The sequence below is a fragment of the Streptosporangium sp. NPDC051022 genome (assembly GCF_040683035.1).
Lineage (GTDB): Bacteria > Actinomycetota > Actinomycetes > Streptosporangiales > Streptosporangiaceae > Streptosporangium.
Map to the genome: position 1 here is coordinate 24,114 of NZ_JBFBCF010000024.1, position 19,397 is coordinate 43,510.

Annotated in this window: 16 protein-coding genes, 1 tRNA gene and 2 pseudogenes; 5 read left to right on the forward strand and 14 right to left on the reverse strand. The window is 68.2% G+C overall.

Features of this window, described 5'->3' with window-relative positions:
- Positions 1-2: 2 nt before the first annotated feature.
- Complete coding sequence (locus tag AB0N02_RS31825) at positions 3-1,010, reverse strand: hypothetical protein (RefSeq protein ID WP_363953956.1); 1,008 nt, start codon at positions 1,008-1,010, stop codon at positions 3-5.
- A gap of 356 nt (positions 1,011-1,366) precedes the next feature.
- On the opposite strand from AB0N02_RS31825, the gene AB0N02_RS31830 reads away from it, so the two are divergent.
- Positions 1,367-1,930, forward strand: a complete 564-nt coding sequence (locus tag AB0N02_RS31830) for a restriction endonuclease (RefSeq protein WP_363953958.1) — start codon at positions 1,367-1,369, stop codon at positions 1,928-1,930.
- A gap of 36 nt (positions 1,931-1,966) precedes the next feature.
- On the opposite strand, the gene AB0N02_RS31835 is transcribed toward AB0N02_RS31830, so the two are convergent.
- Positions 1,967-5,431, reverse strand: coding sequence for a CHAT domain-containing protein (locus AB0N02_RS31835; protein ID WP_363953960.1), 3,465 nt, complete (start codon positions 5,429-5,431; stop codon positions 1,967-1,969).
- 959 nt (positions 5,432-6,390) lie between these two features.
- The gene (locus AB0N02_RS31840) at positions 6,391-6,885 is read right to left on the reverse strand and encodes a YajQ family cyclic di-GMP-binding protein (RefSeq protein ID WP_363953962.1); all 495 of its coding nucleotides are present in this window, start codon (positions 6,883-6,885) and stop codon (positions 6,391-6,393) included.
- Between the two features lie 363 nt (positions 6,886-7,248).
- Here AB0N02_RS31840 and AB0N02_RS31845 point away from each other — a divergent pair.
- Positions 7,249-7,333: transfer RNA gene (locus AB0N02_RS31845), tRNA-Tyr, on the forward strand.
- A gap of 233 nt (positions 7,334-7,566) precedes the next feature.
- Here AB0N02_RS31845 and AB0N02_RS31850 read toward each other — a convergent pair.
- The 9 genes from AB0N02_RS31850 to AB0N02_RS31890 form a co-directional block, all read right to left on the reverse strand.
- A complete protein-coding gene (locus tag AB0N02_RS31850) occupies positions 7,567-8,931 on the reverse strand; it encodes a tyrosine-type recombinase/integrase (RefSeq protein WP_363953964.1) in 1,365 nt (454 codons plus the stop codon).
- On the reverse strand, positions 8,928-9,125 hold the full coding sequence (locus AB0N02_RS31855) for a helix-turn-helix domain-containing protein (RefSeq protein ID WP_229855691.1): 198 nt from the start codon (positions 9,123-9,125) through the stop codon (positions 8,928-8,930). The genes AB0N02_RS31850 and AB0N02_RS31855 overlap by 4 nt, the downstream gene beginning before the upstream one ends.
- A complete protein-coding gene (locus tag AB0N02_RS31860; RefSeq protein ID WP_363953967.1) occupies positions 9,122-10,891 on the reverse strand; it encodes a replication initiator in 1,770 nt (589 codons plus the stop codon). Before AB0N02_RS31860 ends, AB0N02_RS31855 begins: the two co-directional genes overlap by 4 nt.
- Positions 10,888-11,088 carry a hypothetical protein gene (locus tag AB0N02_RS31865; RefSeq protein WP_363953969.1) on the reverse strand — a complete coding sequence of 67 codons (201 nt, stop codon included), beginning with the start codon at positions 11,086-11,088 and terminating at the stop codon, positions 10,888-10,890. Before AB0N02_RS31865 ends, AB0N02_RS31860 begins: the two co-directional genes overlap by 4 nt.
- Positions 11,088-12,527, reverse strand: a complete 1,440-nt coding sequence (locus tag AB0N02_RS31870) for an FtsK/SpoIIIE domain-containing protein (protein WP_363953971.1) — start codon at positions 12,525-12,527, stop codon at positions 11,088-11,090. The genes AB0N02_RS31865 and AB0N02_RS31870 overlap by 1 nt, the downstream gene beginning before the upstream one ends.
- 87 nt (positions 12,528-12,614) lie before the next feature.
- The gene (locus AB0N02_RS31875; protein WP_363953973.1) at positions 12,615-12,947 is read right to left on the reverse strand and encodes a hypothetical protein; all 333 of its coding nucleotides are present in this window, start codon (positions 12,945-12,947) and stop codon (positions 12,615-12,617) included.
- A complete protein-coding gene (locus AB0N02_RS31880) occupies positions 12,944-13,423 on the reverse strand; it encodes a plasmid replication, integration and excision activator (protein ID WP_363953975.1) in 480 nt (159 codons plus the stop codon). The genes AB0N02_RS31875 and AB0N02_RS31880 overlap by 4 nt, the downstream gene beginning before the upstream one ends.
- Positions 13,424-13,562: 139 nt before the next feature.
- On the reverse strand, positions 13,563-14,294 hold the full coding sequence (locus AB0N02_RS31885; RefSeq protein ID WP_363953977.1) for a GntR family transcriptional regulator: 732 nt from the start codon (positions 14,292-14,294) through the stop codon (positions 13,563-13,565).
- A gap of 486 nt (positions 14,295-14,780) precedes the next feature.
- On the reverse strand, positions 14,781-15,152 hold the full coding sequence (locus AB0N02_RS31890; protein ID WP_363953979.1) for a hypothetical protein: 372 nt from the start codon (positions 15,150-15,152) through the stop codon (positions 14,781-14,783).
- A 382-nt stretch (positions 15,153-15,534) separates the two neighbouring features.
- On the opposite strand from AB0N02_RS31890, the pseudogene AB0N02_RS31895 reads away from it, so the two are divergent.
- Positions 15,535-15,687 (forward strand): annotated as a pseudogene (locus AB0N02_RS31895) (helix-turn-helix domain-containing protein); the annotation flags it as partial.
- A 261-nt stretch (positions 15,688-15,948) separates the two neighbouring features.
- Entirely contained in the window at positions 15,949-16,959 is a 1,011-nt protein-coding gene (locus AB0N02_RS31900) for an XRE family transcriptional regulator (RefSeq protein WP_363954182.1), read from the forward strand.
- Here AB0N02_RS31900 and cutA read toward each other — a convergent pair.
- Positions 16,925-17,335: a divalent-cation tolerance protein CutA gene (gene cutA, locus AB0N02_RS31905; RefSeq protein WP_363953981.1), complete on the reverse strand. Its 411-nt coding sequence runs from the start codon at positions 17,333-17,335 to the stop codon at positions 16,925-16,927. The two genes, AB0N02_RS31900 and cutA, sit on opposite strands and share 35 nt — an antisense overlap.
- 74 nt (positions 17,336-17,409) lie before the next feature.
- Between cutA and AB0N02_RS31910 the strand changes: the two genes are divergently transcribed.
- On the forward strand, positions 17,410-18,126 hold the full coding sequence (locus AB0N02_RS31910; RefSeq protein ID WP_363953983.1) for a creatininase family protein: 717 nt from the start codon (positions 17,410-17,412) through the stop codon (positions 18,124-18,126).
- A 398-nt stretch (positions 18,127-18,524) separates the two neighbouring features.
- Here the strand turns inward: AB0N02_RS31910 and AB0N02_RS31915 are convergent.
- Positions 18,525-19,343: pseudogene (locus AB0N02_RS31915) on the reverse strand (IS5 family transposase); the annotation flags it as partial.
- Positions 19,344-19,397: the final 54 nt, after the last annotated feature.

Consider the following 19,397-nt stretch of genomic DNA (forward strand, 5'->3'; position numbering starts at 1 on the left):
TGTCATTCGCCGGGCAGCCACCAGGTCCACGGGGACTTCTTGATCGTGAAGGCGTCCAGCTTCCGGGTGGCGCCGGTCTCGGCGTTCACCGTCCACTTCATCACCGAGGCAAGGTCGCCCTCGCCGCCGCCATTACCCGTCCAGAGCGTGAGCGTTCCCGCCGGGTTCCAGTAGAGGCGCTGGGGGCTCTCGTCCTTGGGGATGCCGAGCGGGATCGCGTCGGAGACGGTGTCCGACGTCAGGTCGTAGGTGCGCAGGCGGGGCTTGCCCGACGAGCCGGAGATGACCAGCGCCACCGTGGACCCGTCGTCCGCCAGCGCGACCGGCGAGTTGTTGGACACGATCTGCGGCACGACCTGGCTCGCGCCCTTCCTGCCGTCGGCGTCGAAGACCACGAACTCGGTGATGTTGTCGTCGGTGTAGCGACCGGTGAGCAGGTGCTGCCCGTCGGGGCTGAAGCTCAGCAGGCCGTTCTTCGACGGCAGCTTGATCGTCTTTCCGCTCTTGAGGTTGACGACCAGGGTCGGCAGCTTGTCCGCGCTGTCGGAGTAGTCGATCACGACGATCGAGCCGTCGGGGGAGATCGTGGTGTCCACGTCGTTCTGGCCGATCCCCTTGGGCAGCACGGCGGCCGCGCCGGGCAGCGGACGGACCTTCCCGCTGTTCACGTCACGGACGACGAGCTTGTCGCCCTTGAAATAGGTCACCGACCGGCCGTCGCCGCTGACCGCGAAGGGGGTGCTGGACTCCTTGTCCACATTGCCGTTGGCCAAGCGCGGATTGACCCGCGCGTCGGTCAGCTTGACGGTCTTGCCGCTGCGCAGCGTCAGAGTCCACTGGCCGCACGGAACCGTGTAGTCCTTCTTCTTGCAGCTCTTGATCCAGGCGTACCGGACCGAGTCGTCGGAAGCGGCTCCCGTTTTCGCCTCCGCCGGGGTCACGGTCATGGTCATGATGGTGGCGGTCAAGGTGGCGAGTGCGAGTGCGGCGAATCCGCGTGAGGGTGTCATCGCTCTTCCTTTCGTCACCTGGATAGATGCGGCCCCGGAGTAAAAGGTTGTGTCACGAATCAGCCACGCCCCCATGACGGCGCCCCGGCTCGGCGACTCTCGAAGGAGACGGTGATTCTCCGAGGAGACGGTGAGCACGGAAAGGCGGTGAGAGGTCGAGAGGGCGGCGAACGGTCTTGCACACCGGCCGCTTCCCGGGGGACACTCGGCGGGTATTTGATCAAATAGTCGTACAACGGCCTCTGGGAGTTGTGCATGGGCTCGCCGCCGTTTCCTCGGGATCGCTCCCAACGGCACCGCGGACATATCGCCGAAGGGCGGAGGCGCCCCCGCTCGCACGCTCTTCGCCGGCCGGCATGAGCCGGGACGACGGCGTCGACGTCTGGCAGGCGTTCGAACCGAGCCCGGCGGAGTACGAGCGGGCCGTCGCCGACCTCATGCGGGACGGCGGCCACGAGATCCTCGACTGGAGGGTCGAGCATCTGGACCCGGTGGAGGGGGTCGACGGCACCTACGTCATCGATGTCACGGTGCGCTTCCGGCTGCTCGGCGCTGACTTCCTCATGCTGTTCGAGTGCAAGCGGCACGCCACACCGGTCAAGCGCGAGCACGTGCAGGTGCTGAACGACAAACTGCGTGCCACCGGCGCGCACAAGGGGGTCGTCGTGGCGGCCTCCGGGTTCCAGCGCGGCGCGCTGGAGTACGCGAGAGTCCATGGCATCGCGTGCGTACGCCTGGTCGACGATTCATGGACGTACGAAACTAGACACGGCGGCCGGGCGGCCGGGCCGGACGCCGGGCAGTACACGGCCTACACCGGTCAGCTCACGCACTCAGGCCACGTCAATGTCATGCTGAGCGGCCAGCGCGACCGCATACTGCGCTTTCTCCTCGAAATCGAGCAGAGCTCGACCGTGTAGGTCCTCGGACACCCCCGGCCGGGTACCGGCGTGCGGTCAGGCACCGGTATGGACATGACAGGCCCACAGGGTGGGGGTGTCGAAGAGGGCCGCGCGCAGGTGCCGGGTGGCGTTGTGCAGTGCGAGAGCGGTGCGGGAGGTGTCCGCTGTACGGGAGCCCTCGTCGGTGAGCTGGGTGTAGACCTCCTCGGCGACACGGGCGGCCACCTGGTCGTTGATCGACCACAGGGTGCCGATCGTGTTACGGAAACCGGCGAGCTGGAACGCGGCGGTGATGTGGACCCCCTCGTCGACGAAACGAGGATGGGTGTCACTGGTTTCGCAGGCGGACAGGTAGGCGAGGTCTGCGCCGGTCAGGCGCAATCTGGAGATCGCGGAGACGGTCAGCGGACGGGTGGTGTGGTCGAAGAGCAGCAGACGGCTCGCGCCCGGGTCGTTCCAGTCACTGGTGCCATGACAGGCGAAGTGCACCACCGAGTGCGCGGGCAGCGCCGCGAGGACCGCCTGGTGGGTCGCGTGCGGCCCCCGTAGGAGGGTCGCGTTCCGGAGCAGGCCACTCAGACGGCGGGCTTCGTCGTCCGCACCCGGTAGCGGTCTCGCACCCGGGGTGCTGGGCATGGCGACGATCAGCGCCGGACGGTGGCCCGCCGTCCTCACATCGGAGGGGGTGGGGCTCCGCCGGGCATAGGCGAGCGCACGGACCGTGGTGGTGTAGGAGGAGACGACCCGGTCCATGACGGTACGGGGCGACGCGCCGTCGGTCACGATGTCGTGGTGGTGCCCGGCCGCGTGCAGCGGCAGATAGGCCATCACTCCGACCGGACACCACCACAGCCGTGGCCATTCACGGCCGGGCGCCGGAGTGGCGGTGTGACCGAGTTCGGCCAGGACGGGGGCCGCGACGGTGTCCCACAACCAGCCGAGGACGTCGTGCAGGTCGGCCTGAGCCCGCCTGCGCGTGAACGTGTCGGAAGCGGTGACAGCGGTACGGCGCGCCGCCAGAAAGCGCTCTCCCTGCAGGTAGACGTCATCCTCGGTGAGGCCGGTCAGGGGTACGTGCCGCACTGGCCGCTCGGGATCGTCGGTCAGGATCAGGGCGTCGCACCGATGCGGGTCGGTGGTCACCATGACGACGGGACCGGCCGCGGCCTGCCGCCGGAGCCGGTCGATGGGCGGCGGGATCAGGAAGTCGGCGAGTCCTGGGCGGGCGCGGATACGGTCAAGAAGCGCGTCCCACGCGGTGGCCGCCTCATGGCGCCGGCTCGCCGGCTCGTGGTCGCCTTCTCGCGGGATCCCCGATGCGACGTCCCGGTGCGCGGCCGCCTCGAGCTGGGCGAAGCGTTCGCAGAGCCGTACGAAGTCATCGGCGAGATCGGGGGCCTGCGCGCGCAGCCGGGCCTGCTCGGTGCGGGACTCCATGTCCTCGGCGAGCAGCAGGCCGCGGGCCTGTTCGAGGAGTTCCAGGGCCCGCTCCGGCCTGCCGGCCGACAGCGCCGCGGCGGAGGCCCGTCCGGCGATCCCGGCCATCTCGCCGAGGCGGTGTTCACGGTCCTTTCTCCGCAGGTCCCGGGATGCCATGAGCGGCAGCATGCGCACCACCTCCTCCATCGCCGACAGGGCGGCCGCGTCGTCTCCCGCCAGGGTGTCGGTCTCCGCCTTGAGATGGCCGGCGGCGATCCGGTCGCTGACGGCGGCGGTCCGTAGCGCCGCCGCCCGCGCGAACAGCTCCCTGGCCTCTGTCAGAGTCTCTCGATCCCCGGATCGCTCGAAGAGGTTGCGCAGCGCCGAACCCAGTAGGAGCAGGCGGTCGCACAGTTCGGGCCAGGTGTCGTCGGAGAGGGCCACGGCGGCGCGTCCGGCGGCGATGGCCTCGCGCAGTGCGCCGAGTTCCCCGGTGTCTCGGAAGAGCAGTGTCAGTCCGGCCCCGAGACTGTTCAGATATCTCGGCTTGATGGCATGGCCGTCCGGCGTGGCGGCCACGGCGGCTCGCGCCATGCCGATCGCCTCAACGAGCGCGCCGGGGTCTCCGGTGGTCTCCGCCAGCGCGTGCAGGGCGTTCCCGAGGTTGGACACGTATGCGGCGTGGTCGGGGTGACTGTCCGGAGTCGCGGCCAGTGCGGCCCGGGCGACCTCGACGGCCTCGCGCAGCACCGCCGGATCCCCGGTCTGTTCGGCGAGAGCGAGGAGGGTGTTGCCGAGGTTGGACAGGCGGCTCCCCCGGTAGGGGTGACCTTCCGGAGTGACCGCCGCACAGGTCCGGTGCACGCCGGCCGCCTCGTGCAGCATCCCGACGTCACCGATGTGCTCGAACATGGTGCGCAGGGAGACCCCGAGATTGGCCAGGCACATGGCCCGATCCGGGTGCTCGTGAGGCAGGGCCGCCACGGCGCGCCGCCCGGCGGCCACCGCCTCGCGCAGCGCCTCCACGTCCCCGGTGCATTCGAACAAGGTCTGGAGCGCGCCCCCGAGGCTCGACAGGCGTCCGGCCAGCTCCGCGGCTCCGTCCGGGGTGGCCGCCACGGCCGACCTGTGTGCGCCGACCGCCTCGCGCAGTGTCTCCGGGTTCCCGACGTGCTCGAACAGTCTGCGAAGGAGACTTCCGAGGTCGGTCAGATCCTCGGCGCGGTTCAGATGACCGCGGGTCGCGGATCCGATGACGGCTCGCCGGACGGCGACCGCCTCGTGCATGGCCTCGAGGTCCCCGGTGCGCTCGAAGAGCATGCGCAGGGCGGCCGAGAGATCGGACAGGAGATCGACGCGGTCGGGATGGTCGTCGGGGAGGTCGCCCGAGGCGGTGCGGAAGACGGCGATCATCTCGTGGATCGCCTCGGGGTCCTCCGAGAGTTCGTACCAGGTGCCCAGGGCACTCACGAGGTTGGACCGGCACAGGTCCCGTTTCGGGTGGTCGCGGGGCACCGCCGCGAGGGCGGCGCGGAAAAGCTGCAGGGCCTTCTGAAGGGCCTCGTGGTCGCCGGTACGTTCGTGCCAGCTGTAGAGCGCGACTCCCTGATCGGTGAGGTCAGCCGCGGTGGCGTCGGCGTCCGGATCCGCGAAGGGATCGGAATCGTGGGATTCCGGTTCGGCGAAGGAGTCATGGTAATCCGGGTCATAGACGAGATGTTCAGGGACATAACGGTCGTCATCGAACGGTTCGTCGTCGCCGGACAGTACCTCCCGCTTCTCGTAGAACTCGCGCAGCGTTTCGGGAACCGCCTGCGGATCATTGGCGAAAACCGGCCCGAACAACATGACGGCGCATCGCATGTCCTCGTCCCACTCACCTACCGGCAACGCCAGGACGCGGAGCCAGCACAACCACCCGACGGAATGGAGAACCTCCAGGTCGGGGCCGTTCCGGGAGTCCGTCGCCGACGCGCCGACGAACGCCAGCAGGGCCTGCATCTCCTCCAGCGCGGCCGGGTCGAGCACCGGTCGTGAATCGCCGGCCTCAATGGCGCTCGCGTTCCGCGCCCGAATCGCGGCGAGCAGTTTCTCCCGCACCGGTGACCTTCCTGTTCTCCGACCCGCCGACAAGATCCGGTCCATGGCCGAGGAGTTTTCGAAGCACGCGGTACTCTCGCCGGCTCACCGGAAGCGCGTCGATCCTATCCAGGAAATGCCGCGACATATTTAGATTTGCTATCCCCGCCGGAAATTTCCCGCTTTCATCGGAAATAGTCGGCGACGGTAAATGACCGGCGGCAGTCGTGAACCCTCCCGGCACGGGCCGGGCAGAGTGGCGTCGCGAACGACGAGAACACAGGCCGCGTCGGTGAACCGTCGGTACACCGGCACCCATGACACCTCGACCGCGACGTACCGCGGTCCGGCGTCCGTTCACCTTCGGGCGGCCCGCCGCTCGCCCTACGGCGCGGCGGCGGCCTTTGAGGGGTGGCCTGTCGGTGACGCTCGAATCCTGGATCCGGCTCACGGCTCGGACCGCCGCCCGAGTCGAGCCAACCCCTGCGGTGGCCGTCTGAGTCGAGCAAACCCTTCCAGCGGCCGTCTGAACCGAGCCAACCCTTCCGGTGGCCGTCTGAGTCGAGCCAACCCTTCCGGTGGCGAGCCCCGCACGATCGCCTTCTCACCGCACGGTAAGGACGATCCCCTCGAACATGACCAGACTCTCGGCGCTCCAGACCAACCGGTCTCCGGAAGAGCTCTACTCGTTCCCGATGGGGAAGGCGTGGCCTGCCCGGCGGCATTCCAGAAATCTCGCCGGTGGCCGGCCGGGAGTCAGGGGCTGGCCCACGGGGCAGCGGTGGCCGGCGACCGGTCCCGATGGTCCGGGGCGGTTCCCCCACGACCGAGCCTGACGCGCACGCGAAGGAGCCGCCCGAGGCACAGGAGAAGACTCGCGCCCCGGTGGACGGTGTGCCTTCGGCCATGTGCCCCGGATGTGCCCCCCTGAGGCGGAGAAAGCCCTGAACGCGCAGCTCGGAGCTATGGTCGCCCTTCCATCAACGGTAGTTGGTGAACTGCAGGGCGATCTCGAGGTCCTTGCCCTTGAGCAGGGCGATGACCTCCTGGAGCTCGTCCCTCTTCTTGGAGCTCACCCGTAGCTCTTCACCCTGGATCTGGGCCTTGACCCCCTTGGGGCCCTCATCCCGGATGATCTTCGAGATCTTCTTGGCGTGCTCCTGGTCGATGCCCTCCTTGAGGGTGACCATGAGCCGGTACTCCTTGCCGGACAGCTTCGGCTCGCCGGCGTCCAGAATCTTGAGCGAAAGTCCCCGCTTGATCAGCTTGTCCTTGAACACGTCAAGGACGGCGTTCGCGCGCTCCTCGCTGTTGGCCTTGATCTCGACGGCCTTCTGCCCGCCCGACCAGGCGATGTTCGCACCGGTGCCCTTGAAGTCGAATCGGTGCCCGACCTCCTTGACCGTCTGGTTCAGCGCGTTGTCGGCCTCCTGGTGGTCGATCTTGCTGACGATGTCAAAACTGCTGTCGGCCATTGCGTCGACTATCCTCTCTAGCTCTCTTGTCGACCCTAGCGCCTCACCTGTCGGCTCAGGATGAACGTGACCGTCAACACCCAGACGATGGTGTCGACGGCGGGGAAACGGGGCGGGTGCGGGCCGTACATCCGGCATATGACGACAGCCGCCCCACGCGTTCCAACGCTCCCTTTCACTCGCCCCCACCCCGCGTTCCCCGGCCACCCCACTCCCAAGCCCGTACCGCAGCCCCTCCCATCTGAGCCGTAAGCCGTAAAAGTCCTGGTAGAGCGGCCTATCGGCGGGCGACCTCTATCGATGTCACGTCACGCCCGGAAGTCCGCTATTCTTCTTCCTGTCGCCGCTTCGAGCGGAAGACGCGGCAGGTTGCCCGAGTGGTCAAAGGGAGCGGTCTGTAAAACCGTCGGCTCAGCCTACGCAGGTTCAAGTCCTGCACCTGCCACCAGCCAAAACGGCAGCTCAGAGCCCCGCGAGGGGCTCTTTTGCTTTTCCGGGACATGCAGTTGTACGCGGCCAAGAGCAGCCGTATGTCACCGCTCCACCAATATACGTGCAATGACCTTGAAGGCGTTTCCCCAGGTGGAGCCGGGGTTTCCGGGTGGTGCGGGGGCGGGAATCGGCCTCCGGAACGCCAAAGGACCCCGGGGGCTCCGGGGTCCTGGTTGTACGGCATGCGGTTCACGCGGCTAGCGCGTCGTCTATCCGCCTGTTGGCCACGTCCTTCTGCCCGTCGAGGCACTTGGCGTAGACCCGCAGCAGGACGTCCACACTGTGCCCGGCACGCTCGGCCACCTCAGGGGCGGGGACACCCGCGTTGAGCCACAGCGACACCGCCGCGTGCCGCAGGTCGTACGGCCTGCGCGCGAGGGGAGAGGCCACCTGAGCAGGAGTGAAGGCAAGCTTTCTGGCCTCCTGCCAGACCTCGGTGTAGGCCGTCGAGGCGACCACCCCGCCGCGCTCACTCCGGAAAAGACGCCCGTCCTGGCCGGTGCCGTACTCGGCGATGTGCTCCCGGAGGATCTCGACCAGCGTCGGCGGGATCGGCACCGGCCGTACGTCGTCCCGACCTCGATGCTTGAGCCCCCGTTCCTCGTGCGCGTCCCCGCTGTCGGTCCACCTCGTGTTGACCTCGGGACGGGAGACGTCGACCGTCAGCCGCCCCCAGCCCTTGAGCGGAAGGTGGCAGTCCTGCACTCGCAGGCCGACCGCCTCGGCCGGGCGCAGGGCCGCGTAGTACATGCAGGCGAACAGCGCCATGAGCCGCCGACCTCGGCCGCGACCGCCCACGTAGGCGACCATGGTCAGGAGCTCCTGAGCCTGCCGCGGATTGACCGCCACGCGAGGGTCAACGGTCTCGGTGACCTTGGGCGGCTTCCACTTGACCTTGTGCAGTGGGTTGGAGTCCAGCTCCCCAAGCTCCACCGCGTACTCAAGGACGGCATGAAAGACGGCCCGCTTACGAGCGATCGTGTTCGGAGCGGCGGCCTTGCCGTCGAGGCGGAGGGCGAGCGCATCGAGGGCCAGCCGTACCGTCTTGGCCTCGTTCAGGGCCGTCAGATCGAGCGACGCCGACCGGAGCCAGCGGACCGCCTGTGCCGACTCCGGGGGAGTAGCCGGCCTTTTGCTCTCCGGGAGAAGGAGGTACTTGCGAAGAGCCGTCCGCAGGTCTTCGGCGTCGGGACGGCCGGGGCGGTCCTTGGTCAGCGCGGGGAGGATCGTCGCGAGCGCGTCGGACATGCCGTCCCTGGTCTTGGCCGCCGCATGAGGCCACTTCATCTCGATGAAGGCCGTGACGAACTCAAGAACGGTCCGGGCGTCCTTGGCCTTGATCATCGACTGGGGGAGACCCGTCTCGACCTCGAACGCCTCACCCCGCTTGGCCGCCTGCCGCAGGTCCGACAGGAAGCTCTCGGCGAGAGCCTTGGTCCGGTAGGTCTTCGACGAGCGCTTCCGGGCGACCGACCACCGCACGACGTAGGACGGCGTCTTGCTCGACTTGTTCCGGCTGATCTCGAAGAACTTGACGTCGTACGAGAGGTTCACGCCGCCTCCCGGAGGGTCTCAAGCCACGCCTCGAACTCGCTGCGGTAGAGGCGGATCTCGTCGTTGGGCAGCCGCAGGCCACGAGGGAACTTGCCGATCTCCCGCCACCGGTAGAGGGTTCGAGCGGACACGCCGCCGAGCCGGTCGAGGATCTCGGGGACGGTCATTAGCTTGTCGTCGTCTCTCTTCTTCACGCCGCCTCCCTCAGTGCCGTGGTTGCCGAAAGATCGGGGATGGGTCTGCCGTCGGCTCTGGCCCGTAGTTCGTCGAGTCGAGCGCGGGTGTGTTGTCGGTTGGCCACGCCGCGCAGCAGTCGCACCGGCAGCGGGGTCCGGGTCGGGTCCTTGGTCGAGACGGGCCGCCAGACGTAGCGGTGCGGGTCGATGGCGGTGTCGTCGGCGGGCAGGCCGAGCATGTCGAGGACCCAGGCGCGGCGGTCGGCTTTGTGGTCGCGGAGGGTCTTGTTCGACCACTTGCGGGAGACCAGGACGCGACGGCCCGCGTAGCCGAGGTGTTCGGCCTTGTGCGCCTTGGAGCGGCACCGGCCCGGCGTCATGCCCGCCTTGGCGCCCTTGGGCTGGATGCCGTACCGCAGCCAGTTGGCGCAGGCCGGTGAGCAGGGTTCGTGGCGCAGCGCCTCCACCAGTCGGGCCGCGTGGTCCCGGCGGGCCTGATTGATCGCCGCATGAGCCGGACCGGCCGCCTCCTCGTCCTCACCCTGGTCCTTCTCGTCGAGGTCGAGGGTGTCGCCCAGGCTCTTGGTGAGGTACTTGGTCAGGTAGCCGATGCGCTTGTGAGCGTCCGGTGATCCAGCCAGGAGCCCCTGCACGTCGACCTGAGCGCCGAAGCGCATCACGTGCAGGGGCTTCGCCTCGTCGTCGGTGTCGAGCCGGTCGAGGGCCTCGTGCCAGGTCGGCAGGAGTTCGCCGGTGGCGGGGTCGAGGTAGTCGCCGGTCTGCCCGTCCGGGTACGGCTCGGCCTGCTCGTCTCGTTCCGCCCAGACCGGCAGGTGCTCCCCCTCGAAGCGCACCTGATCGACCGAGGGCCACCACACCTGGTGATACGTCGCGGCGGCGATCTGCTTGATCTCCGCACGCGGCAGGGTCCCGCGGATCGCCATGTGCAGGTGAGGCGCGAAGCGCTTCTGTGGTTCGACGGTGGCGAAGTACTGCACGTCATACCCGGCGACCCGGCGGAGGTTCTGCACGAACCGGTCGATGAGCTTGGAGAAGTGCAGGGCATCGCGGGCCGCGCGAGCGTAGTCGTAGGTGGCCGGGTCGGCCGGGATGCCTTGTCCGGGGCGGATCTTGCCGTAGGACGGCAGGGTGAGGGTGACGAACAGCGAGGGCCGGAACACCTGCCCGTCCGGGGCGACGAAGGTCCGTCCCAGGGTGGTGTTCTGCCGTGTCCGCCGGGGCAGGTCCGGGGCGTCCTGGCGGCGCCGGGTGGAGCGGGACCGGCGGGGAGTGTTCCGGCCGCCGGTGACGTTGCCTCGCATTCCGGTGGCGTTGATCTCGGCGTCGATGCCCGCGATGGCCTCGTCCCAGTCGGTCACGTCGTCGCCGTCGCGTTCGGCCTGGTCACGTTGGGCTTGAACGTCGGCCCGGAATTCGATCAGCCATTTCTGATCGGCGGTGCTGGGGTGCGGTTCGGCGACGGGCTCGGTCTCCAGGTGCCAGCCCTCGCGACACTGCGCCTTGCGGAGCTGCTTGTTGCGCTGGGCACACGGCGGACACTTGGCCTCGTTGGTGGTGCCGCACGGGATGTCGAATGGCTCGGAGCTGCCGGTGTGGGTGTCGAAGCGGCGTAGTTCGATGGGGCGGATGCAGACGCCGTTGAGCTTGGCGACTTCGACGGCGACGTCGAGGGCCAGGGGGAGGGTGTCGCGGATGGTGCGGGGAAGGGTGCGGTCGGCTCCGTTGGGGGATGCGGGGGCGGACGGGTGGGCGGTGTTGGTCACGGGGCCTCCTTCCGGGGCGGGTCGAGGATGGTGGCGTGCAGCCGGTAGGCGTCGTGGTGGGGGTGCTTGCGCAGTCGGGCGGTGTTCAGGTCGATGATCACGACGACTTCGGCGAGATCGGAGTCGTCGAAGGTGCGTAGCCGCCGGAAGGGCAGGGCGTCGATCTCGTCGGCGGTGCCGTGGATGGTGATCCTCATCAGGCCACCTCGGGCAGCGGCAGGGTGTCGGCGCTGAACACGGCGACCATGTTCCGGATGTCGTCGTCGGAGACGTAGGCGGCGCGGGCCCGGATCGGGTCGGGGGAGGTCTCCAGGCGGACGTAGGCGATGCCCGCGCCCTGCTGCGGCCGGGGTGAGATCAGGTCGGCCAAAGCACCCCGATTCCGAGCCCCGTCGCCGAGCACCATGTCGACCTGCTCGGATTCGTCGAGCCGTAGGGCGATCTTGTCGGGGAACAGGTTGCGGATGGTCAGCACGTCCTTGCGCGGGTCCTGGAGCGCGGCCAGCACCCCGACCCCGACCGCCCGCCCTTGGGTGGTGAGGGTGGCCAGGGCGGCGACGGTCCGGACCCGAAGACCCTTGTCGGGTTGGTAGGCGGTCAGGAACGCCACCTCGTCCACGACCACTAGGACGAACGGGTCATCCACCGTGGGGAGGTGGTTGCGGCGGACCCCGGCGAACCGCCCCGCCCGCTCCTGCATCACCTTCACCGCGGCTTCCAGCAGCGCTACGCAGGCTTCCGGGGAGGCGGCATAGTGGTCGCCGAACAGATCCCGGCCGAAGGACAGCTCCATCAGCTTGGGGTCCAGCGCCCAGATCTCCGTCAGGCCCACGCTGGCGGCAGGCAGCAGGCCCCGGATGGTCGACCAGATGACCGATCCCTTGCCCGCCCCGGTGGCCCCGGCGACCAGGACGTGAGTGCCGTGCACCTTCAATCGCCACGGTGCGCCATCTTCACAACGGCCGATCTCCACCGGCCCCACCCACGCCTCAGCGGGGATCGGTATGGCGGGCAGTGGCACGGCCAGCGGATCCCGCCGAGGAAAGGTCAGCAGCAGCCGGCCGGACCGGGTCACGGTGACCCGGCAGGAGGCGGCCCCGAAGCCATGGGCGAGCTGCTCGGTACGGTCGGCCCAGTCGGTGACAGCCTGGCCGGTGAGGATCTTCACCGTGACCAGGTCGGCCCACGAGGTGCAGGCCACACCCAGCAGATGGGGCAGGTAGTCACGTCCGCCGAGATGATGGGCCAGGCCGGAGATGGTCATCACCGCGTGCCAGTGCCGCCGGTAGACCCAGATCAGGCGGCAGAAGGCCAGCAGCCGCCAGCCGATCCAGTGCAGGAACGAGGGCCGGTGGACCAGCGCCCACAGAGACGGGACGGCCAGCAGCACGGCGACCGTGCCGAGGCTGTAGGGCCAGCCGTACACGGTCCAGATCACGCCGGGCACGGCGACGACGGTCGAGGCGATCGGGTGCCGCCAGATCAGGCGCACGAGGGTGGCCAGTAGCCGCCAGGCGTGGACGATCAGGGTGGCCATGACCGGGGTGCGGACCACGGCCGGACGGAAGACGACGGCGGTGTCGGGAGTGGTGGAGACCAGGCGCTGTGCCTCGTCGCCGGGCAGTTTTTTGAACATTAGGCTGGAGCTCTCTTCCTTGAATTCGCGTGAGAGGGAGATGTGAGGGGCCGCCGGGAGCTGCAACTTCCAGCGGCCCCGCTTACGTCAGGCCGGGTCGTCGTCCCGGTTGGGCGAGGGGGCCGGAACGATGGCCTGGACGGCGTAGAGCCGTTCGCACTCGTCGCGGTAGCGGTTGGCGGCGGTGGCGATCTCGCGGGCCAGGTCCAGGTCGGCGGAGGTGACAGGTCCGCCGCCGGTGGTGGAGATGGACAGCTGGCCCTCGGCGCTGCCGAAGCACAGGTAGGGGCGGATGCCCTGGACAGTCATCGCCATGACCGACAGCTCGGCGGTGTGAAAGGACACATCGAGCCGGGTGTCGCCGTTGTGGATGGAGGCGGTGACGTAGGTGTAGGGCTGGTAGTCGTTGCGGGTGTTCATGCTGCGATCTCCTTGTCCTTGCTGGTTGCGGTGTTGGCGGTGGCGTCCTTGGCCGAGGCCGACGCCAGGGCGGTGTGCTTGGTGGAGGGGATGGCCGTGGTGCGGGGAGCGCGCATGGCCCGCGCCCGCAGCGAGTAGGCCAACCTGCCGGTGTCCTGGCCGACGTAGGGGGTGACGGTCATCCCGTCGAACTCGACCGGGGTGAACGGCAGGCCGGGCAGCGGCGGCGGGGGAACGGGCTGGACCTCGGTGAGGATCTTGACGGTGACCGACTTCTGGGAGGCCTTGGCCTCGGGATCGGCGTCGACCACCGAGACCTGCCAGACCGGAAGGCCGGTGGTCTTGTCCTTGGCGTAGACGACCCGGGTGGCCGTCGAGGCGTCGAAGTCCTTGACCTGCTGCACCTCTCCGATCAGGTAGCAGCCGTGGGGGAAGACCTGGTCGAAGCCGATGGCGATGGGGCCTTGGATGGCCATGGAGCAACATCTCCTCATCATCATGAGCGGTCAGCCACCTTGACTAACCAAGCTGCTCCATCATTAAGCACGAAGCCCGCTTGGATAGTCAAGTACACCAAGCGGGCTTCGGAAGAAAAGTTGGAGCCACCGGTTGCGGCTACCGGATCGGGTAGGCGTCCTCCAACTCATGCCGATCACCGGGAAGAACCGTCTCCACCACCACCCACGGCTTGCCCGTGGCGTCGCAGGCGACGGCGTAGACACTCAGCAGCGCGGCCGAGCTCTTCACCCCGAGCAGGTCGCGTTCCTCGGGGGTGGGGTTGCGGGCGGTGACGTGCTCGATGATGTGATCCAGCGACACGCCGGCCGCGCTCTCCACATACCGCCGCACCCCCTGACGAAGGTCGGCGTCCTCGGCCAGGGCCGTACCCGTGCCGACGTCGGCCGGTACCCAGGTCGCGGTGATCTCGCTCGGTTCGCCGTCGCGTTCGATGAGGACTCGGCGGCCGACGACCGGGGCTTTGGGTTCGACGCCGAGGTAGGCCGCGATGCGGTTGGGTGCCTCGATGGGCCCGGCGGCGAGCAGCTTGCTTGCCGCCTGGGTCTCTGTCCGGTCGAGGAGTTCGCGGCCGGTGCGGGGTTGCTGGCCGGTGGGGATGGCGGGGCGGCCCCGGACGAAGCGGCCTTTTCCTTGGTGGGTGACGATCCAGCCTTGGTCACGGAGGACGCCGAGGGCTTTGACCACGGTGGGGCGGGCCATGCCGAACTCGGCCATGAGGGTGTGTTCGCTGGGCAGCAGGGAGCCCGCCGGGTACTCGCCGGAGTCGATGCGCCGTTCCAGTTCGGCGATCAACTGCGCGTACTTGGGAGGCGTGTACTCAAACGACATTAAAGCCTCGCATTCAACATGCCTGTCTAGCCAAGCAGGCTATCAGTGCAGGTTAAAGAAGCGAAGCCCTTCCCCGGCACAACCCCATCACCCCGTGACCACGACCACCGGATACCGCCGGATAACGGAAGGAGCGCGACGGGATGGGGGTAACGCTCCCCGGACCCCTCCAGACCGGGGGACCCCATCCCGCCGCGCAGTCCTATCGCGCCTCTCCGCAGAGCAACGCCCTCCAGACGGCGTAACCCTGGCGGATCGGCCAGCGATAGGTCTCATGCACCTGCCGGGCACCGTTGAACCGGTGCGTGCGCCGAATGAACGCCTGTCCTCCGGCAAGGCACAGCTCATACACCGTGGAGCGGCACTCACAGCTCCACTCGATCATCCGCACCCGCTCCACTGCCTGGTACGGCCTGCGCCACACCAGCCTCATGTGATCCGGCAGCGGCTTGGCCACATGCGGGCTCAGACACCCGCTCTTCGCGATCACTGCGGAGCCCAGCCGTTCGGCATCGGCGGCGGCACGGCCAACCGGCGCAACTCGGCATACCGGGCCGCCACCCGCCGCGCCGTACTCACCGGATCATCAGCGGGACTGTAGGCGTCCCACCCCAGCCCGTCCCGCGCACGCCCCAAGGCGTCCCGGCCGGACTTCCACCGGAACACCCGGCCGTCGGTCCACACCACCAGCTCCGACCAGACCGATACCAAGGCCAAGCAATGGCCGTGATGCACATCGGAGTCGATCCCCAACCCGGCCAGCTCCCGCTGTAATCGCTGAGCCGCCTCCACAGCACCGATCACCATCTCCGGCCTGACGCGATTCGGCTCGGCGGGCGGCTGTTCGCGCATGTCCATCACGCCGCCTCATCCGCCGCCGAGCAATCCAGGCACGCGACTCGGACCAGCCTCATGGCCTGCCCGTCAAGCTGGAGCACCACCTCGGCACGGTTGCGGCGCACCCATCGCCAGCCGCGTCCGTGACAGGTCTGGCACCTCTCGTCCGCTGCCTTTGTCGGCTCGTCCTCGGCAATCATGAGTTAAGGGTCTTCACCTGCGATTACGTAACCCATCCCGAGTCGGAATCCTCCGCCCGAATAGCTGATATCCCTTGACGGGATAACCGCTGAGCAGCAAGCGTTGTATAGCCAGAAGCCCAGGTCACAAAGGGGACAGTCAGATGGCCGCAGATGCGACTAAACCGGTCGTTATCCTGCCGGAACTATGGCAACGCCCCGAAATGCTGGCGGCTCTCAGAAAGCGGGATATCGGTCAGCTCTTTCGTCTTGTCCGCCAATATGCTGGGGCCAGCCAGACCCGTATCGGTGTCGCGGTGAACCTCAGCCAGGGCAAAATCAGCGAGATCATGAAAGGGAGCGTGCAGGTCACCTCGTTCGAGGTGATCGAACGGGTCGCCGAGGGGCTGTGCATGCCTGACGCCGCCCGCTTGGCCCTTGGTCTCGCTCCCGCCACATCGCAGGCGGTTGACGCCGCCCTTCATCCCGCCCCGGTTATCCCGCCTCGGGATGGAATGTCCACAAGCGGCCTGCCTAGCGTGGAAAGTCCTATCGCTGTTGGCCAAAGCCAGATCGCCGCTCCTTGGGATATCGACGTTCTGACCCTGGCCTGGATCGTGGGAAGGCTGGATGCTCACGTGGACCGCCGAACGATGCTCCTGCTCGCCGCCGGAATGACCGCCGAAGCCGCGGCCACCATCGCCGACCCCTGGGAACGGCTGGCCCACGCACTCGCCGGCCCCCAGAGCCTCGACGAGGAGACCGTCGAACGCCTCGAAGCCCGCACCATCGGCTTCCACCGCCTGGAGTTCGCCCTACCCGCCCGCGCCATCTACCAGGGCCTCACCGCCCACATCAACGAACTGAGCAACCTGCTCCAGAACAGCCCGCCCGACCGGCTTCGCCGACGCCTGGCCGCCACCGCTGGAGAAGCCGCGACCTTGGCCTCCTGGATCGCCTGGGACCTCAAACAGCCCGGCCAGTCCATCTCCTACGATCGCGTCGCGGCCCTGGCCGCCAAGGAGAGCGGGCACCTGATCATCCAGGCGTGCACCCACGCCTACAAGTCCTACGCCGTCCAAGGCCGGGCCGCTCATGAGGCCGTACGCCAAGCCCAGCAGTTCCTGCCTGCCCAGGGCGACGACGCCACCCGGGCATGGCTGCTCAGCCGCCAAGCCGAAGAACTCGCCGCCCTCGGCGACCGCCACGCCCTCGACCTACTGCACCAAGCCGAGGAGGCCTACAGCCGAGCCCGGCCGCATCGGGAACGCGCCTGGACCCGCTTCCTCGACCCCGGCCGCATGGCCGCCTTCCAACTGTCCACCTACGTACGGCTCGGCGACGAACACCGGGTGATCGAGGTCGGACAGGCCGCACTGTCGGCCATCGGCCATGACACCGATCGCAAGCGGGTAGCCGTCGTCTACGCCGACATCGCCCAGGCCCAGCTCCAGATCGGCGACGTTGCCGAAGGAGTCGCCTACGGTCGCCGCGCCCTGGAATCAGCCCAGCGCAGCGAATCCACCTGGGGACTCCAGCACCTCACAACGGTCGAGAAGGTCCTTGCCCCGCAGAAGGACCAGGCCGCCCAGGAACTGCTCGGCGACATCGTGGCTACTCGCCGGAGTCTAGGGATGTCTCCCGCCTGATCCACTCCAGATAGTCAGTGGTGCCGGCCACCAGCGCCACCGCGACGATCTGCGGCACCTCATAGGAGTGCAGCTCCCGCACCCGCCGCGCCAACTGCTCGAACCGGCCGACAGTCGTCTTCATCAGCACCAGCCACTCATCGGAGCGCTGGATCTCTCCCGCCCACCAATAGACCGACTCGATCGGCGCGACGATCTGCGCCGCAGCGGCCAGCCGCTCCTCCACCACTGCCGAACAAATCCGAGCCGCCTCCCCGCGGCTGCTGACAGTGACGTGAACCTCGACGCAATCCGAAGCGTTTTCGATCACACTGCCACACTGCCGCATCATTCCGATGGGTATCAAATGGCAGCGCTGCGCGTCGTCGTACCGCACTGCACTCGCCCCGCTGCACGTTGCAGTGGAGCCCTTCTTTTCTTTCTGCCAGCACCCCGGCCACCAGAAGGAGCATGGTGATCAACGCGCTGCCCACCGCTACCACCACCGAGGAACGTCACCGCAACGCCCCCATCGCCGTCCTACCCGTCGGCAGCTTCGAACAGCACGGCGACTACCTGCCGCTCAGCACTGACACCATCATCGCCACCCTCATCTGTCGAAAGATCGCCGACGCCTACCCCGTCCTGCTGCTGCCCCCGATCACCATCTCCTGCTCCCACGAGCACAGCACCTGGCCCGGCACCGTCAGCATCTCCGCCCGCACCCTGCACGCCGTCATCACCGACATCTACGACTCCGTCACCCGCACCGGCCCGCGGGCCCTGGTGATCGTCAACGCCCACGGCGGCAACTACGTGCTGAGCAACGTCGTCCAGGAGGCCAGCGCCGAAGGCCGCGCGATGGCCCTGTTCCCCACCCGCGAGGACTGGCAGCAGGCGCGAGCCGCTGCCGAGCTGGTCAGTTCCATGCACGAGGACATGCACGCCGGAGAGATCGAAACCTCCGTCCTGCTACACGCCTGCCCGGAGGTCATCCGCCCCGGCTACGAGACCGCCGACCACATTGCCGACGACCGCCGCCACCTGCTGACCGAAGGCATGCAGGCATACACCGAAACCGGGGTTATCGGCCGCCCCTCCCTGGCCACTGCCGAAAAAGGCAAGGCCGTCCTCGACTCCCTGACCAGCAGCTTCGCCGACGTAGTAGCCCTGCTCACCAAGCTCTGAGCACCGAGCGTGACACGATCACGATCACGTAGCGCCGACACTGCCGAATTGTTCTCATGGGTTGTCAAGGGCGGCGGCGCGGCGCGGCGCCGCACGGCCCGCCGCCCGAACGCCGCCCGAGCGTGCGGCGTGGGCGCCGGTCTCGGCCGGCGGCGGGACTCTGGGCCGCTCACCGCACACAGCGCCCGCCACACCGAGCCGCACTCACCGACCAGGGCCGCGCCGCCGCACGGATGCGGCACGACGATCGCCATGCTATAGCTGGCCGTCACACGGGGGCGGGGGCGATCGACGGGCCGGGACTTCGTTCCTCAGTCCCGGCCCACCGGTCCACATGGTGCTCTCTGTGCCGCATGACATTTTCAGCTCAGGGAGCGTTTGAGAGCTGATCGCTAGCTTCACCGGACCCATTCGAGCGGCCGTGGCCCAGGCCGCTGAGCGGGACAGTCTTGAGTGACTCGCCGCAGCAGTGTGCTGATCGCCGCCCACCGGACCATCGCCTCGCTGATCGGCGGGCGGCGCTCGTAATCACGCACCAGCCGCCGATGCAGCATCAGCCAGGCCAGCGCCCGCTCGACCACCCACCGCTTGGGATGCACCCGAAAACCACGCTGGTCAGCGGGCTTGGCCACGATGTGCACAACGATGCCCAGCACCTGACGTGCCCAGGCCACCAGCCGCCCGGCAAACCCCTGATCGGCGAAGACCACCCGGCAGGAACCGGTCAGATACAGCCCCAGCAGCAAGGTCGTGGCCCCGGCCCGGTCCTGCACACCGGCCGGACGCACCATCACCGCCAGCAGCAACCCAAGGGTGTCGGTCGCCACGAACCGCTTGCGGCCATTGATCTTCTTGTTCGCATCGTAGCCACGCGTACCGGCCCCGACGGTGTCGGCACCCTTGACGCTCTGGCTGTCGATGACCGCCGCCGACGGCTCCGGATCCCGACCGGCTCTTTTACGGACGCGCCGGCGCAGCACGTCCAGAATCCGCTGGGTGACGCCTTGGTCCTCCCAGCGCACGAAATGCCAGTACACCGTCTGCCAGGGCGGGAAGTCCGCCGGTAACTGCCGCCAGGCACAGCCGGTACGCACCACGTACACGATGGCGTCCACGATCTCCCGGCGCGGATGTTTCTCCTTGCGGCCGTCCCAGTGCGGAGCAGGAAGCAGCGGTTCGATCAGCGCCCACTGCTCATCGGTCAGATCAGATGGATAGAAAGGGCTGTCGTGTCATGCCTGCACCCCTACCCCACCACGGGACGGCCTCAC

Coding starts and splice junctions, on each gene's coding strand:
- AB0N02_RS31825 (WP_363953956.1), bottom strand. CDS start 1,010: ATGACACCCTCACGCGGATTCGCCGCACTCGCACTCGCCACCTTGACC.
- AB0N02_RS31875 (WP_363953973.1), bottom strand. CDS start 12,947: ATGAACACCCGCAACGACTACCAGCCCTACACCTACGTCACCGCCTCC.
- AB0N02_RS31880 (WP_363953975.1), bottom strand. CDS start 13,423: ATGGCCATCCAAGGCCCCATCGCCATCGGCTTCGACCAGGTCTTCCCC.
- AB0N02_RS31890 (WP_363953979.1), bottom strand. CDS start 15,152: ATGGACATGCGCGAACAGCCGCCCGCCGAGCCGAATCGCGTCAGGCCG.
- AB0N02_RS31830 (WP_363953958.1), top strand. CDS start 1,367: ATGAGCCGGGACGACGGCGTCGACGTCTGGCAGGCGTTCGAACCGAGC.
- AB0N02_RS31885 (WP_363953977.1), bottom strand. CDS start 14,294: ATGTCGTTTGAGTACACGCCTCCCAAGTACGCGCAGTTGATCGCCGAA.
- AB0N02_RS31870 (WP_363953971.1), bottom strand. CDS start 12,527: ATGTTCAAAAAACTGCCCGGCGACGAGGCACAGCGCCTGGTCTCCACC.
- AB0N02_RS31865 (WP_363953969.1), bottom strand. CDS start 11,088: ATGAGGATCACCATCCACGGCACCGCCGACGAGATCGACGCCCTGCCC.
- AB0N02_RS31840 (WP_363953962.1), bottom strand. CDS start 6,885: ATGGCCGACAGCAGTTTTGACATCGTCAGCAAGATCGACCACCAGGAG.
- AB0N02_RS31910 (WP_363953983.1), top strand. CDS start 17,410: ATGGTGATCAACGCGCTGCCCACCGCTACCACCACCGAGGAACGTCAC.